The 15,686-nt window shown below is 55.7% G+C and carries 17 protein-coding genes; 12 read left to right on the top strand and 5 right to left on the bottom strand.

Annotated elements, in window-relative coordinates:
* The first annotated feature begins 180 nt into the window (after positions 1–180).
* Positions 181–1,227 carry a protease SohB gene (gene sohB / locus EDF81_RS04070; RefSeq protein ID WP_123346495.1) on the top strand — a complete coding sequence of 349 codons (1,047 nt, stop codon included), beginning with the start codon at positions 181–183 and terminating at the stop codon, positions 1,225–1,227.
* Positions 1,228–1,269: 42 nt separating this feature from the next.
* Here the strand turns inward: sohB and EDF81_RS04065 are convergent, their stop codons facing one another.
* The gene (locus EDF81_RS04065) at positions 1,270–1,521 is read right to left on the bottom strand and encodes a YciN family protein (RefSeq protein ID WP_123346493.1); all 252 of its coding nucleotides are present in this window, start codon (positions 1,519–1,521) and stop codon (positions 1,270–1,272) included.
* Positions 1,522–1,919: 398 nt separating this feature from the next.
* Between EDF81_RS04065 and topA the strand changes: the two genes are divergently transcribed.
* From topA to acnA, 6 genes are all read left to right on the top strand, one after another.
* Entirely contained in the window at positions 1,920–4,517 is a 2,598-nt protein-coding gene (topA, locus tag EDF81_RS04060; protein WP_123346492.1) for a type I DNA topoisomerase, read from the top strand.
* A 183-nt stretch (positions 4,518–4,700) separates the two neighbouring features.
* Positions 4,701–5,675 carry an HTH-type transcriptional regulator CysB gene (gene cysB / locus EDF81_RS04055; protein ID WP_123346490.1) on the top strand — a complete coding sequence of 325 codons (975 nt, stop codon included), beginning with the start codon at positions 4,701–4,703 and terminating at the stop codon, positions 5,673–5,675.
* Positions 5,676–6,080: 405 nt separating this feature from the next.
* Positions 6,081–6,221 (top strand): YmiA family putative membrane protein, encoded by a 141-nt coding sequence (locus tag EDF81_RS04050; RefSeq protein ID WP_221180804.1) that lies wholly within the window; start codon positions 6,081–6,083, stop codon positions 6,219–6,221.
* Positions 6,218–6,394: a hypothetical protein gene (locus EDF81_RS24035; RefSeq protein ID WP_184999489.1), complete on the top strand. Its 177-nt coding sequence runs from the start codon at positions 6,218–6,220 to the stop codon at positions 6,392–6,394. The genes EDF81_RS04050 and EDF81_RS24035 overlap by 4 nt, the downstream gene beginning before the upstream one ends.
* Before the next feature lie 152 nt (positions 6,395–6,546).
* A complete protein-coding gene (gene ymiC, locus EDF81_RS24205) occupies positions 6,547–6,648 on the top strand; it encodes a small membrane protein YmiC (RefSeq protein ID WP_260232648.1) in 102 nt (33 codons plus the stop codon).
* A gap of 172 nt (positions 6,649–6,820) precedes the next feature.
* Positions 6,821–9,496: an aconitate hydratase AcnA gene (gene acnA / locus EDF81_RS04045; RefSeq protein WP_123346487.1), complete on the top strand. Its 2,676-nt coding sequence runs from the start codon at positions 6,821–6,823 to the stop codon at positions 9,494–9,496.
* Between the two features lie 49 nt (positions 9,497–9,545).
* Here acnA and ribA read toward each other — a convergent pair whose 3' ends face one another.
* Positions 9,546–10,136 carry a GTP cyclohydrolase II gene (gene ribA, locus EDF81_RS04040; RefSeq protein ID WP_123346485.1) on the bottom strand — a complete coding sequence of 197 codons (591 nt, stop codon included), beginning with the start codon at positions 10,134–10,136 and terminating at the stop codon, positions 9,546–9,548.
* 185 nt (positions 10,137–10,321) lie between these two features.
* Here ribA and pgpB point away from each other — a divergent pair, with 185 nt between their 5' ends.
* From pgpB to yciH, 5 genes are all read left to right on the top strand, one after another.
* Positions 10,322–11,086, top strand: a complete 765-nt coding sequence (pgpB, locus tag EDF81_RS04035; protein WP_123346484.1) for a phosphatidylglycerophosphatase B — start codon at positions 10,322–10,324, stop codon at positions 11,084–11,086.
* Between the two features lie 151 nt (positions 11,087–11,237).
* On the top strand, positions 11,238–11,546 hold the full coding sequence (locus tag EDF81_RS04030; RefSeq protein ID WP_123346482.1) for a LapA family protein: 309 nt from the start codon (positions 11,238–11,240) through the stop codon (positions 11,544–11,546).
* 6 nt (positions 11,547–11,552) lie between these two features.
* Positions 11,553–12,722: a lipopolysaccharide assembly protein LapB gene (gene lapB, locus EDF81_RS04025; RefSeq protein ID WP_123346480.1), complete on the top strand. Its 1,170-nt coding sequence runs from the start codon at positions 11,553–11,555 to the stop codon at positions 12,720–12,722.
* 189 nt (positions 12,723–12,911) lie between these two features.
* A complete protein-coding gene (pyrF, locus tag EDF81_RS04020) occupies positions 12,912–13,649 on the top strand; it encodes an orotidine-5'-phosphate decarboxylase (protein WP_123346478.1) in 738 nt (245 codons plus the stop codon).
* Positions 13,649–13,975 carry a stress response translation initiation inhibitor YciH gene (gene yciH / locus EDF81_RS04015; RefSeq protein ID WP_123346476.1) on the top strand — a complete coding sequence of 109 codons (327 nt, stop codon included), beginning with the start codon at positions 13,649–13,651 and terminating at the stop codon, positions 13,973–13,975. The genes pyrF and yciH overlap by 1 nt, the downstream gene beginning before the upstream one ends.
* A gap of 111 nt (positions 13,976–14,086) precedes the next feature.
* On the opposite strand, the gene osmB is transcribed toward yciH, so the two are convergent.
* The 3 genes from osmB to EDF81_RS04000 form a co-directional block, all read right to left on the bottom strand.
* A complete protein-coding gene (osmB, locus tag EDF81_RS04010; RefSeq protein WP_123347669.1) occupies positions 14,087–14,305 on the bottom strand; it encodes an osmotically-inducible lipoprotein OsmB in 219 nt (72 codons plus the stop codon).
* Positions 14,306–14,549: 244 nt separating this feature from the next.
* Positions 14,550–15,299 carry a DNA-binding transcriptional regulator YciT gene (locus tag EDF81_RS04005; protein WP_123346474.1) on the bottom strand — a complete coding sequence of 250 codons (750 nt, stop codon included), beginning with the start codon at positions 15,297–15,299 and terminating at the stop codon, positions 14,550–14,552.
* 75 nt (positions 15,300–15,374) lie between these two features.
* A complete protein-coding gene (locus EDF81_RS04000) occupies positions 15,375–15,557 on the bottom strand; it encodes a hypothetical protein (RefSeq protein WP_123346472.1) in 183 nt (60 codons plus the stop codon).
* Between the last annotated feature and the right edge of the window lie 129 nt (positions 15,558–15,686).

Genomic DNA, 15,686 nt, shown 5'->3' with positions numbered 1-15,686 from the left:
ATAGCGCAGCATTACAATCGGCCAGGCGGCTAACATCTTTAAAATTAACACTTTGCAAAGATTTCCTGGCTTGCAAGAATGGGGGATGCCGTCTCAGGACGTTAAACCGGGTCAGAGACGTGCCGCTGCGGGTGCGATACACTGGCCCGAACATTGAGTGCTTTAATCAAGGTGGAACGCGTGGACTTACTATCTCAGTATGGGTTGTTTTTAGCGAAAATTATCACCGTAGTACTGGCGATCGGCGCCGTCGCGCTGCTTATCGTCGGTCTGACGCACAAAAAGCGTCAGCGGGGCGAACTGCGCATTACCAACCTGAGTGAACAGTATAAAGAAATGCAGGAAGAGGTGTCGGTTGCGCTGCTCGACGATCGTCAGCAGAAACTCTGGCACAAAGCGCAGAAGAAAAAGCACAAGCTGGAAGCCAAAGCGGCGAAGGCGCGGGAAAAGCAGGGCGACGATACGCCCCTGACCAAACCCCGCGTCTGGGTGCTGGATTTTAAAGGCAGCATGGACGCGGGCGAAGTCAACGGCCTGCGGGAAGAGGTCACCGCTGTACTGGCCGCGGTGAAAAGTGACGACCAGGTCGTGCTGCGTCTGGAAAGCCCCGGCGGCGTGGTACATGGCTATGGCCTGGCGGCTTCTCAGCTCCAGCGTCTGCGTGATAAAAAGATCCCGCTGACCGTGGCGGTCGATAAAGTGGCGGCCAGCGGCGGCTATATGATGGCCTGCGTGGCCGACAATATTGTTGCCGCGCCGTTCTCCATTGTCGGCTCTATTGGCGTGGTCGCGCAGATCCCCAACTTTAACCGCTTCCTGAAAAGCAAAGATATCGATATCGAACTGCACACCGCCGGTCAGTACAAACGTACCCTGACGCTGCTGGGTGAAAACACCGAAGAAGGGCGGGAGAAATTCCGCGAGAGCCTGAACGAAACCCACTACCTGTTTAAAGATTTCGTGAAGCAGATGCGCCCATCGCTTGATATTGAGCAGGTGGCGACCGGTGAACACTGGTACGGCGTGCAGGCGCTGGAAAAAGGTCTGGTCGATAGCGTCGGCACCAGCGACGATCTGATTCTGAGCCTGATGGAAGGACGTGAGGTTATCAGCCTGCGCTATACCCAGCGTAAGAAACTGCTGGACCGCCTGACCGGCAGCGCAGCGGAAAGCGCCGATCGTCTGCTGCTACGCTGGTGGCAGCGTGGGCAAAAGCCGCTGCTCTGAGCGGTGTGAAAAAAACGCGAGGCTCAGGCCTCGCATTTTTTTTTAATCAATCAGGTGATACTTGTCGGACAGTTCGTGGGCCAGATATTTAAACATATTAAATACGGCGGTGCTTTTGCCCGTCGGCAGGCCCTGTTCGTCGAGGTAGTACTCTCCGCTGAACACCAGCACGCCGTTGCGCTGGGTCACGCCCGTGGCTTCAATGCCGGACAGCGTATCTTCGTGGTCGCGAATCAGCTGGTTTGCTTTTGCCAGTAGCGCCTGGCGATCGATTGGCTGCGTTTCTTGTTGCATACAGAACTCCTTTTTAACGGGCATTAGTCTACGCCCGGCGGCCTCTGCGGGCAAATTTTCCCTGTTTCATTCGTGGGTAAGCTGAACATGCGCTTGCTGGCAGGATTGACTTTTGCATGCTAATAAAGTTGCGTAACAAATTTTATCAGGTACAGTGTGACGCTTTCGTCAGGCTGGCAATAGATTTGCTTGACATTCGACTAAAGTTTGGTCGTCCTGTAGAGCAGTTATACGGAAAAACCTGCCAGTTCAACCACCTGGGAAGCGCAGTTTACCGCTGTGGTTTTACTTAAGGGTTGAGTTCCACTGCTGTCGTCGCCATATTGCGATCTGTCAGCGGCGGCAGGTAAAGCCCTCTGCGATCAATTCTGGAAGAATCAAATTAGGTAAAGGTGAATATGGGTAAAGCTCTCGTTATCGTTGAGTCCCCGGCAAAAGCCAAAACGATCAATAAGTATCTGGGCAATGACTACGTGGTGAAATCCAGCGTCGGTCATGTCCGCGATTTGCCGACCAGTGGCTCAGCGCAGAAAAAGAGCGCCGACTCTACCTCCACCAAAACGGCTGTGAAGCCAAAAAAGGATGAGCGTAGCGCTCTCGTAAACCGCATGGGCGTCGACCCATGGCGGGAATGGGCGGCACAGTATGAAGTGCTGCCGGGCAAAGAGAAGGTCGTTGCTGAACTCAAGCAGCTGGCCGAAAAAGCCGACCACATCTATCTCGCAACCGACCTTGACCGCGAAGGGGAGGCCATTGCATGGCACCTGCGGGAAATCATCGGTGGCGACGAAAAACGCTATAGTCGCGTTGTGTTTAACGAAATCACCAAGAATGCCATTCAGCAGGCGTTTGAAAAGCCGGGTGAACTGAACATCGACCGCGTCAACGCCCAGCAGGCGCGTCGCTTTATGGACCGCGTCGTAGGCTATATGGTCTCGCCGCTACTGTGGAAAAAGATCGCCCGCGGTCTTTCTGCCGGTCGCGTCCAGTCCGTTGCCGTACGTCTGGTGGTTGAGCGCGAGCGTGAGATCAAAGCCTTTGTCCCGGAAGAGTTCTGGGAAATTGACGCTAACGTCACCACGCCGGGCGGGGATACGCTGCCGCTGCAGGTCAGCCATCAGAACGATAAGCCGTTCCGTCCGGTTAACCGCGAGCAGACCGAAGCCGCTGTTAGCCTGCTGGAAAAAGCGAAGTATCAGGTGCTGGATCGCGAAGATAAGCCGACCAGCAGCAAGCCGGGCGCGCCTTATATCACCTCCACCCTGCAGCAGGCGGCCAGTACCCGTCTCAGCTTTGGCGTGAAAAAAACCATGATGATGGCCCAGCGTCTGTATGAAGCGGGTTATATCACCTATATGCGTACCGACTCGACCAACCTGAGTCAGGACGCGGTGAGCATGGTGCGTGACTACATCGGTGATAATTTCGGCAAGAAATACCTGCCGGAAAACGCCAATCAGTACGCCAGCAAAGAGAACTCCCAGGAAGCGCACGAAGCGATTCGTCCTTCCGATGTGTCGGTCCTTGCGGAATCCCTGAAGGACATGGAAGCCGACGCGCAGAAGCTGTATCAGCTGATCTGGCGTCAGTTTGTGGCCTGCCAGATGACGCCGGCCCAGTATGACTCGACGACGCTGACCGTCGGCGCGGGCGATTTCCGCCTGAAAGCGCGTGGCCGTATCCTGCGCTTTGACGGCTGGACCAAAGTCATGCCGGCGCTGCGTAAGGGTGATGAAGATCGTACGCTGCCAGCGGTTAACGCGGGCGATACGCTCTCTCTGATCGAACTGCTGCCCGCTCAGCACTTTACCAAGCCCCCGGCGCGCTTTAGCGAAGCCTCGCTGGTTAAAGAGCTGGAAAAACGCGGTATCGGCCGTCCGTCAACCTACGCGTCGATCATCTCCACCATCCAGGATCGCGGCTATGTGCGTGTTGATAACCGCCGCTTCTACGCCGAGAAAATGGGTGAGATCGTGACCGACAGGCTCGAGGCTAACTTCCGCGAGCTGATGAACTACGACTTTACCGCACAGATGGAAAGCAGCCTCGACCAGGTGGCTAACCACCAGGCCGAGTGGAAGAAAGTGCTGGATAACTTCTTCAGCAACTTCACCGACCAGCTGGCGACCGCAGAAAAAGACCCCCTGGAAGGCGGCATGCAGCCGAACCAGATGGTGCTGACCAGCATCGACTGCCCGACCTGTAGCCGTCAGATGGGTATCCGCACCGCCAGCACCGGGGTCTTCCTCGGCTGTTCCGGCTATGCGCTGCCGCCGAAAGAGCGCTGCAAAACCACCATTAACCTGGTGCCGGAAAGCGAAGTGCTTAACGTGCTGGAAGGTGACGAAGCCGAAACCAACGCGCTGCGTGCCAAACGTCGCTGCCAGAAGTGCGGTACGGCGATGGACAGCTATCTGATTGACCCGCAGCGCAAGCTGCACGTCTGTGGTAATAACCCGGGCTGTGATGGGTATGAGATCGAGCAGGGCGAGTTCCGCATTAAGGGATACGACGGTCCGATCGTTGAGTGTGAGAAATGTGGTTCTGAAATGCACCTGAAAATGGGGCGCTTCGGTAAGTACATGGCCTGTACCAACGACGACTGTAAGAACACGCGTAAAATCCTGCGTAACGGTGATGTCGCGCCGCCGAAGGAAGATCCGGTTCCGCTGCCGGAACTGCAGTGTGAGAAGTCGGATGCGTACTTCGTGCTGCGTGACGGTGCGGCGGGCGTTTTCCTCGCGGCAAACACCTTCCCGAAATCGCGTGAAACCCGTGCGCCGCTGGTGTCTGAACTGTATCGTTTCCGCGATCGTCTGGCCGAGAAACTGCGTTATCTGGCCGATGCGCCGCAGCAGGATCCGGAGGGCAACCCGACGGTAGTGCGCTTCAGCCGCAAAACCAAGCAGCAGTATGTTGCCGCAGAGAAAGACGGTAAGGCGACCGGCTGGTCCGCTTTCTATGTCGACGGCAAGTGGGTCGAAGGCAAGAAGTAAAACCCTCTCAGCACTCCATAAGGGCCGGTTTCCGGCCCTTTCTTATTACGCTTTATTATTTTTCGGCGCTGTCTATACAAAAACGCTATAAATGATATAGTGGTTATAACTTAGTCCTTTTTTATTATTAAATCGTCTTAGGGCGTCGTTCACGTGCGCCCGGTCGCTGAACGGATGGTTCCCATGAAATTACAGCAGCTGCGCTACATTGTTGAGGTTGTTAACCACAACCTCAACGTCTCATCGACGGCGGAAGGGCTTTACACTTCGCAGCCGGGTATCAGTAAGCAGGTGCGTATGCTGGAGGATGAGCTGGGGATCCAGATCTTCGCCCGCAGCGGCAAGCATCTGACTCAGGTCACGCCGGCGGGGCAGGAGATTATCCGTATCGCACGCGAAGTGCTGTCGAAGGTGGATGCGATTAAATCCGTCGCCGGAGAGCATACCTGGCCGGATAAAGGTTCCCTGTATGTCGCCACTACCCACACCCAGGCCCGATATGCGCTACCCGGCGTAATTAAAGGCTTTATTGAGCGCTATCCTCGCGTTTCCCTGCATATGCATCAGGGGTCACCGACCCAGATTGCCGAAGCGGTATCGAAAGGAAATGCCGACTTTGCTATCGCCACCGAAGCGCTGCACCTGTATGACGACCTGGTTATGCTCCCTTGCTATCACTGGAACCGTTCCATCGTAGTAACCCCGGAGCACCCGCTGGCATCCCGTGAGTCCGTGACCATTGAAGAGCTGGCTCAGTATCCGCTGGTGACCTATACCTTCGGCTTTACCGGACGTTCCGAGCTGGATACGGCGTTTAACCGTGCGGGTCTGACGCCGCGCATCGTCTTTACCGCCACCGACGCCGACGTGATTAAAACCTACGTCCGTTTAGGCCTTGGGGTTGGGGTGATCGCCAGCATGGCCGTGGATCCGGTTTCGGATCCGGATCTGGTCAAGCTGGAGGCGCAGGATATTTTCAGCCACAGCACCACGAAGATCGGCTTCCGCCGCAGCACCTTCCTGCGCAGCTACATGTACGACTTTATTCAGCGATTCGCCCCGCATCTGACGCGTGACGTGGTGGATACCGCCGTCGCGCTACGCTCTAACGAAGATATTGAGGCCATGTTTAAGGATATTAAACTGCCGCAAAAGTAATTCGCCTGATAAGGGTTAAGGAAATCATCGGGGAGACAAAACGCGGTTTTGTCTCCCCGATTGCGTTCTATAACACCCATTTATGGTAGTGATGAATTGTGAATCATGTCACTAAAGCTAAATTAGAATTAAACGCATTTAGAGGGGCGTCTTAGTATTTTTGGTAATAACCGCGCCCTCTTAATGGAAATCAGGTCGCTAAAGGCTGACAAAAATAGAAAATATCTGACCTTAACGCAAACTTCTTACTTCAATTATTTATTTCGGCTCAAAAGATTGAATATTCGAATGGTGAGGATTCGTAAATTGACTGGATTTTTTGCCCAGTTTTAATTAGGATTTATCTCAAGCGATGATAACTCGTGCCGATTGTTTGGTGTCAAAATGATAAGCGATGTCGATTGTATGAGGTTAGCAATGCCGTCTGGAAGTGAAGAACCGCAAAAGGATCATGAGCTGAAGCGTAAAGCGTGGCTGGCGGTCTTTGTAGGTTCAGCGCTGTTCTGGATAGTGATTGCACTGCTGGTGTGGAAATTTTGGGGGTGAAAATGGTCGTAACGGGTCACGTATCACCTGCGAAGCAAGTATGTCAGCCCTGTGACAAGCCGAAAAAAGCGAAAAAAACGCCGATAACGGCTATTCCACAAGAGTGGACGCTGACCTCGCAGCAGCAAGGTTTTATAGAGATGTTCATGGAAGACGACGTAAAAAAACAATAATTCTTTCATTACACTACGCTGTTATATCTGATGTCTTTCATCAAACTGGCCTTAAGCGTAAGTAAGTTGTACTCGTTAATAAATACACACAGCAATTTATACACTGCTTAACAACGCAGTTTTGATGAATACAAAACGTAAATGGTCCGGCAATGTTGAATAATTATAGTAATGCGAAATACTGGTCCTGGATGGCGGCATTTTCCTTGTCGCTGCTGTTCTGGGGACAACTGGTCTGGATGTATCTCAACTGACCGCCCAAAAAACCCGACGTGAAGTCGGGTTTTTTGTTTGTTTATCCGAAAGGTTCCTCCTCTTTTATCAATTCGGGTTGTTATCAAAACGTTACAAGCTGTTTGTGTTATCTTTAATAACAGACCCTGATGATTGTCCGGGTTACGCAATCCCTGTTATTAAGGAGGAGCTATGTCGGTTACCCTACGTGAGGCCAGTAAGGATACGCTGCAGGCAGCAGAAAAAACGTGGCACTACTACAGCCTGCCGCTGGCCGCAAAGGAACTTGGGGACATTGCGCGTTTACCCAAGTCGCTAAAAGTTTTGCTGGAAAATCTCCTGCGCTGGCAGGATGACGATTCCGTTACCGCCGAAGATATTCACGCCCTTGCAGGCTGGCTGAAAAACGCCCATGCCGATCGCGAAATTGCCTACCGCCCCGCACGCGTCCTGATGCAGGATTTCACCGGCGTTCCCGCCGTTGTGGATCTCGCAGCCATGCGCGAAGCCGTTAAACGACTCGGCGGCGATACGGCCAAAGTTAACCCGCTCTCACCGGTCGATCTGGTGATTGACCACTCGGTGACCGTGGACCACTTTGGCGATGATGACGCGTTTGGCGAAAACGTCCGTCTTGAGATGGAGCGTAACCATGAGCGTTACGTCTTTTTACGCTGGGGACAGCAGGCCTTCAGCCGCTTCAGCGTCGTGCCGCCCGGCACAGGGATCTGTCACCAGGTTAACCTGGAGTATCTCGGTAAAGCCGTCTGGAGCGAGTTCCAGGACGGGGAGTGGGTGGCCTGGCCCGATACGCTGGTCGGCACCGACTCCCATACGACCATGATTAATGGTCTGGGCGTACTGGGCTGGGGCGTCGGGGGGATCGAAGCAGAGGCGGCGATGCTCGGTCAGCCCGTCTCAATGCTGATCCCCGACGTTGTCGGCTTTAAGCTCACCGGCAAGCTACGCGAGGGGATCACCGCCACCGACCTGGTGCTGACGGTCACCCAGATGCTGCGTAAGCACGGCGTGGTGGGCAAGTTTGTTGAATTCTACGGTGACGGGCTGGACTCACTGCCGCTGGCGGATCGCGCCACTATCGCCAATATGGCGCCGGAATATGGCGCCACCTGCGGCTTCTTCCCCATTGACGGGGTTACCCTCGACTATATGCGTCTTAGCGGACGCAGTGCGGAACAGGTCGAGCTGGTGGAAACCTACGCTAAAGCGCAGGGGATGTGGCGTAACACCGGGGATGAGCCGGTCTTTACCAGCACTCTGGCGCTGGACATGGGCGAGGTGGTTGCCAGCCTGGCCGGGCCGAAGCGCCCGCAGGACCGGGTTGCCCTCGGCGATGTGCCAAAAGCCTTTGCCGCCAGCGCCGAGCTGGAGCTGAACCAGGCGCAGAAAGACAGGCAGCCGGTTAGCTATACCCTGAACGGTCATCAGTATCAGCTCCCCGATGGGGCGGTGGTCATTGCGGCCATTACCTCCTGTACCAATACTTCTAACCCCAGCGTACTGATGGCGGCGGGGCTGCTGGCGCAAAAAGCGGTGGCGCTGGGCCTGAAGCCGAAACCCTGGGTCAAAGCGTCCCTGGCGCCCGGCTCGAAGGTGGTGTCCGACTACCTGGCCCATGCCGGGCTGACGCCGCATCTCGACGCCCTGGGCTTTAATCTGGTGGGCTACGGCTGTACGACCTGTATCGGTAACTCAGGTCCGCTGCCGGAGCCTATCGAGCAGGCCATCAAAAAAGGCGATTTAACGGTGGGCGCGGTGCTCTCCGGCAACCGTAACTTTGAAGGCCGCATCCATCCCCTGGTCAAAACCAACTGGCTGGCCTCGCCGCCGCTGGTGGTGGCCTATGCGCTGGCGGGCAATATGAATACCAACCTGGCGAAAGATCCGCTGGGTGAAGATAGCCAGGGTAACCCGGTCTGGCTGAAAGATATCTGGCCGTCAGGGCAGGAGATCGCGCAGGCGGTAGGCGAAGTGTCGACAGAGATGTTCCGCAAAGAGTATGCGGAGGTCTTCGAAGGGACGCCGGAGTGGAAAAGCATTCAGGTTGAGCGCTCCGATACCTATGGCTGGCAGGATGATTCCACCTATATCCGGCTGTCGCCGTTCTTCGATGAGATGGGGGCGGTACCCGATCCGGTAGAAGATATTCAGGGCGCACGTATCCTGGCGATGCTGGGGGATTCGGTAACCACTGACCATATCTCTCCGGCGGGCAGCATCAAGGCCGACAGCCCGGCGGGGCGCTACCTGCAAAGTCACGGCGTCGAGCGGGGGGATTTTAACTCCTACGGCTCGCGACGCGGCAACCATGAAGTGATGATGCGCGGCACCTTTGCCAATATCCGTATCCGCAATGAAATGGTGCCCGGCGTAGAGGGCGGTATGACGCGCCATCTGCCCGGCAGCGAGGTGGTGGCCATCTACGATGCGGCGATGAAATACCAGCAGACCGGCACGCCGCTGGCGGTGATCGCCGGGAAAGAGTACGGCTCCGGCTCCAGCCGCGACTGGGCGGCAAAAGGCCCACGACTGCTGGGCGTCCGGGTGGTAATTGCGGAATCCTTCGAGCGTATTCACCGCTCCAATCTGATTGGGATGGGCATCCTGCCGCTGGAGTTCCCGCAGGACGTCACCCGTAAAACGCTGGGGCTGACCGGGGAAGAGCAGATTGATATTGGTGACCTGCAAAGCCTTAAACCGGGCGCAATTATTCCGGTGTACCTGACCCGAACGGACGGCAGTAAAGAGATCGTACAGTGCCGCTGCCGTATCGATACCGGCACCGAGCTGACCTACTACCAGAACGACGGGATCCTGCACTACGTCATCCGTAATATGCTGCACTAATAAAAAAGGCCTGCAGGTGACTGCAGGCCTTTTTTGCCAACCGGCGGGATTAATTACCCAGCAGATGGCCCATCTTGGCGGCTTTAGTATCCAGATAGTGGGCATTTTTCGGATTTCGCCCGACAATCAGCGGCACGCGCTCAACGATATTGATCCCCGCTTCGGTCAGGATCTCGACCTTTTTCGGGTTATTGGTCAGCAGACGGACCTCATCAACGCCCAGCAGCTTGAACATATCCGCGCACAGGGTGAAGTCACGCTCGTCAGCGGCAAAGCCGAGCTGGTGGTTGGCTTCTACCGTATCGTAGCCCTGATCCTGCAGCGCATAGGCGCGGATCTTATTCAGCAGACCGATATTGCGGCCTTCCTGACGGTGATAGAGCAGGATACCGCGACCCTCTTCGGCAATATGCGTCAGGGCAGCTTCAAGCTGGAAACCGCAGTCGCAGCGCAGGCTGAACAGGGCATCGCCGGTCAGACACTCGGAATGGACGCGTGCCAGCACGGGCGTGGAGCCTGAAATATCCCCGAATACCAGCGCGGCATGGTCATGCCCGGTGGCCAGTTCTTCAAAACCCACCATCACAAAATCACCCCAGGGGGTGGGCAGTTTGGCTTCTGCCACTCGTTTTAGCTGCATGTGAATCTCCAGATTATGCGGGCACATAACGCGTGCCCTCTGTTATTCGCCTATTTTGCCACAGGGCGGCGGATAACGCCTAATGGCCGCAGAGTCGTGGCGCGCTAAAACGCACAAAATACGCCACTTTTCCCGAATCCGTGCTTTTCGTCTATGATGGGGCGCTAAACGCGAAAGGAGAGAAAATGCTGTCGATTGCGAAACGTACCGCCGTGGGTGCCGGACTGTTATTGATTATGCCCGTTGCCGTCTGGCTTTCCGGCTGGATGTGGCAGCCCGGAAACAGCGGCCTGTGGCTAAAAAGCCTGTACTGGGTCACCGAAACGGTCACTCAGCCCTGGGGCATTATTACCCACGTCATCCTCTGCGGCTGGTTCCTCTGGTGCCTGCGTTTTCGTCTGAAGGCGGCGCTGATGCTGTTTGCGATCCTCGGGGTGGCGATCCTGGCGGGACAGGGCGTCAAATCCTGGGTCAAAGAGCGGGTCCAGGAGCCGCGTCCTTTCGTTATCTGGCTGGAAAAAAACCACCAGATACCCGTCGATGAGTTCTACACTTTAAAGCGTAAAGATCGCGGTCATCTGGTTAAAGAACAGCTTGCGGAACAACAGGATATCCCGGCATTCTTGCGTAAACACTGGCAGAAAGAAACCGGCTTCGCGTTTCCATCCGGGCATACCATGTTTGCCGCCAGTTGGGGGCTGCTGGCCGTCGGATTACTGTGGCCGCGACGCCGCACCTTTACCATTGCGATTCTGCTGGTGTGGGCGACGGCCGTGATGGGTAGCCGGTTGCTGCTGGGCATGCACTGGCCGCGCGATCTGGTTGTCGCCACGCTGATCTCCTGGCTGCTGGTCACGCTGGCCTGCTGGCTGGCGCAGCGCCTCTGCGGACCGCTGGCACCGCCGCATGAAGAGAGACAGGAAATCGAGCAGCGCGAGCAGGAAAGCTAGAACGGGTTGATTTTCGGTGCTTCCGCCCTTAGATCCACAACTGGCTCGATGTTTTTCCATTTCGTCGAGGTCACGATAATGGTAATTTATAGGGCTGGAAGCGGGCAATTGGGTAGTATTTACTCGCTCACACCACATAACGGGACGTAATGTGAAATATTTACTTATTTTCTTACTGGTATTAGCGATATTCGTTGTCTCGGTAACGCTCGGGGCGCAAAACGACCAGCTGGTCACCTTCAACTATCTGCTGGCGCAGGGCGAATTCCGTATCTCCACGCTGCTTGCCGTACTATTTGCCGCGGGCTTTGCCATTGGCTGGCTGATTTGCGGCCTGTTCTGGCTGCGTCTGCGCGTGAAACTGGCGCGGGCCGATCGTAAGATCAAACGTCTGGAGCACCAGATTGCCCCGGCATCTGAGACACCGGCGGGTCCGGGTGTGCCGTTGGTAAAGGAATAATATTCTATGCTGGAGTTGCTGTTTCTGCTTTTGCCCGTAGCGGCCGCGTATGGCTGGTATATGGGACGCAGGAGTGCACAACAGTCTAAACAGGAAGAGGCGAACCGCCTGTCGCGTGACTACGTGGCCGGGGTTAACTTCCTGTTAAGCAACCAACAGGACAAAGCGGTGGATCTGTTCCTCGACATGCTGAAAGAGGACACCAGCACCGTTGAGGCCCATCTTACCCTCGGGAATCTGTTCCGTTCACGCGGCGAAGTCGATCGCGCTATTCGCCTTCATCAATCCCTGATGGAGAGCGCTTCTCTGACCTACGATCAGCGGCTGCTGGCTATCCAGCAGCTTGGCCGCGACTATATGGCCGCGGGCATGTACGATCGTGCCGAAGATATGTTCAGCCAGCTGGTGGATGAAACGGATTTCCGCGTGGGCGCGCTGCAGCAGCTTCTGCAGATCTATCAGGCAACCAGCGACTGGCAGAAGGCTATCGATGTTGCCGAACGCCTGGTGAAGCTGGGCAAAGAGAAACAGCGTGGCGAAATTGCCCATTTCTACTGTGAGCTGGCCCTGCAGCAGATGGGCAACGGCGAAATGGAAAAGGCCATCTCGCTGCTGAAAAAAGGCGCCGCCGCCGACCGCGACAGCGCACGTATCTCTATCATGATGGGCCGCGTCCTGATTGAGAAAGGCGAGTACGCCAAAGCGGTAGAGAGTCTGATGCGGGTGATCGATCAGGATAAAGAGCTGGTCAGTGAAACCCTGGATATGCTGCAAACCTGCTACCAGAAGCTGGATAAACTCGACGAGTGGGAAGCGTTCTTACGCCGCTGCGTTGAACAGAACACCGGCGCGGTGGCCGATTTACTGCTGGCCGATTTGATGGAGCAGCACGAAGGGCAGGACAGCGCGCAGCTGTACGTCACCCGACAGCTCCAGCGTCATCCCACCATGCGGGTATTCCACAAGCTGATGGACTACCATCTGCACGAAGCGGAAGAAGGGCGAGCAAAAGAGAGCCTGATGGTGCTGCGCGATATGGTCGGCGAACAGGTGCGCAATAAGCCGCGCTATCGCTGCCTGAAATGCGGGTTTACCGCCCATAGCCTCTACTGGCACTGTCCGTCCTGCCGCGCCTGGTCGACGGTGAAGCCGATTCGCGGTCTTGATGGCCAGTAATTTTTAAAAAGGCTGCGCTTTAGTTACAACATACTAAAGGACCGGCCGAAAGAAGGCTTCCGGCATCGTGCCCGGGGTGTCCGGCAGGGGCGAAATGGCCGCTGTTAATTTGTGGGTCCCGCAGGTAGAATGCTGCCCGTTTACCTTTTTTACGCCGCCACCGGCATTCACCGCTAAGAAGGTCTGGTCATGACGTCTGTTGCAATATCCCCATCCCGCGCTACAACGCACTCTCCGATTGTTGTGGCCCTTGATTACGCCGACCGCGACAAGGCGCTGGCCTTTGTTGACGGTATCGACCCGCGTACATGCCGACTGAAAGTCGGCAAAGAGATGTTTACCCTGTTTGGCCCGCAGCTGGTCCGTGACCTGCATCAACGCGGTTTTGACGTATTCCTCGACCTGAAATTTCACGATATTCCCAATACGGCTGCACACGCCGTCGCTGCGGCCGCAGAGCTGGGCGTATGGATGGTTAACGTCCACGCCTCGGGCGGGGCACGGATGATGACCGCTGCACGCGAAGCGCTGTTGCCGTATGGCAAAGATGCGCCGCTGCTGATTGCGGTCACGGTACTGACCAGTATGGAAGCCAGCGACCTGCTGGACCTTGGTGTGACACTGTCACCTGCTCAGTATGCGGAAAAACTGGCGCGTCTGACGCAGCAGTGCGGGCTGGACGGCGTGGTCTGCTCCGCGCAGGAAGCGGTACACTTTAAGCAGACGCTGGGACAGGCATTTAAGCTGGTCACGCCGGGTATTCGTCCAGCGGGCAGTGATGCAGGCGATCAGCGCAGGATTATGACCCCGGAGCAGGCGCAGGCGGCAGGCGTCGACTATATGGTGATCGGGCGTCCTATTACCCAGTCCGCGCATCCTGCACAGACTCTGCAGGCGATTAACGCCACGCTGGGCATGGAGGCATAATGGCCGATAACAACAGCCGTCTGGTCTACTCCACCGAAAGCGGTCGCATTGACGAGCCCAAAGCGGCTGTCGAGCGGCCGAAGGGCGACGGGATTGTACGTATCCAGCGTCAGACCAGCGGCCGAAAGGGCAAGGGCGTGTGCCTGATTACCGGTATTGATGCCGATGATGCGACTCTGGCGACGCTTGCCGCCGAACTGAAGAAGAAGTGCGGCTGTGGCGGTGCGGTGAAAGACGGCGTTATTGAGATTCAGGGCGATAAGCGGGATTTGATTAAGTCGTTGCTGGAAGCGAAAGGGATGAAGGTCAAATTAGCCGGGGGGTGAATGCCTCAGCAAAACACAAAGGCCACGTTTTCAAACGTGGCCTTTCTATTATTTTCAGACCTGGAAAAAGAAGAATTTATCGTTATTCTGAGCCGTAATGCTGTAGCGTTATTACTTACCTACCTGATGACCGATAATACCGCCGACTGCGGCACCGCCGAGCGTACCCAGACCGCTACCGTTAGTCAGTACCGCGCCGCCAAGTGCACCGGCACCTGCGCCGATAGCGGTGTTGCGATCGCGCTTAGACCAGTTAGAGCAGGCGCTCAGAGACATTGCTAATGTGACTGCCAGCAGGGCGGTCGCCATTTTTTTACTTGTTAAATTCATCATACTTTCTCCTGAATAATAGATTCACGGAAGACGTACTCTATAAGTATAGCGTTTCCATGAAAGGGTGTTGCGCAGGTGTTACTGAAATCACGCAAGTGATAGTGACGTCCTGTTGTTATCGCTAACCGTTATTCTAGGTTTTTGCCGTTGAACAGACAGGTAAAAAGTCTTAATTGGCGGTCGGAAATATCTCAGAGAAGAGAGGCTCAGGCCAGGTGTGCCCTGGCCTGAAGGCGATCGGCTACGGTCGCTTAACGATATCAACCTGCAGCCCGGCCTGCTCCAGCTGCAGCTGACTGGCGGCGCTGAGGCCCTCGTCGGTAATCACCCGCTGGAACTGCGACAGCGGGCCGAGCGTGTAGGGATGAACGGCCCCAAACTTTGAGCTGTCGGTCAGCACGATAGCGTCGCTGCTTTTCGCCAGCACCGCGTTGACCACGTCGGCGCGCATCATATCGCGACCGGTAAACCCGGTTTCAGGCAGCCAGCCGTCGATACCGATAAAGGCTTTGCTAAAGTGAACCTGCTCAATAAACAGGCGCGTCAGGGGGCCGACCATACTTTCGCTTTTCTTCTGGTAGATGCCCCCGAGCAGAATCACTTCACAGCGGGTGTCTTTCAGCAGATGTGCAATGTAGCTGCTGACGGTAATAATGGTCACGTCCTTCTGATCGGCCAGTGTGCGTGCCAGCAGGGCGTTACTGCTGCCATTCTCGATAAAGACCGTTTCACCGTTCTGCACCAGCGAGGCGGCGAACTGCGCCAGTTCGCGCTTCAGGGGATAGTTGTTCAGCATCCGCGTTTCCACATCGTCACTGTCCAGCGGCACGGCAAAACCGTGGGCGCGGCGCAGGTAACTCTGTTTTTCCAGCAGATTAAGGTCCTGTCGAATGGTGACTTCTGAGACGCCGGTCAGTCGGGCAAGGTCGGCAACGCTGGTGCGGCCTTTGTCGATAACGACCTGTAAGATGTGTTGTTGTCGGGGATTCATATCAGCAAAAAATTAACGGCATCGCTGCCGTATCCTGTAGTCAATGGCCTGTTTGCAGCGCGAACAGGCGGCGAGTCAAATTTCCCAGGGCGACTTTGGCGAGCTTGCCGTCTGCGGTTTATCCGCACTGGCGCGCTCCAGCAGTTCCGCTTTAAGAATTTCCAGGTTATGGATGGCAGAGTGATAGTCACCGGCGACCAGAATATCCAGCACCGTATCAATACGCTGCGCCAGATGGCTCGCATTCAGTTCGGACATAGTGTCATCCTTATTTTAGGTTTGCGGATAGATGATGCAAAAAATGGCGGCAAAAGAGAAGTGAAAAAGTAACACCCGTTGCCGAGAAAACCAATGCGCAGATATTGCTAAGCTTATGCGCCGCGTTCA

Origin of the sequence: Enterobacter sp. BIGb0383, from assembly GCF_003751845.1 — a bacterium.
GTDB lineage: Bacteria > Pseudomonadota > Gammaproteobacteria > Enterobacterales > Enterobacteriaceae > BIGb0383.
This window is presented reverse-complemented; position numbering and strand designations above follow the sequence as displayed.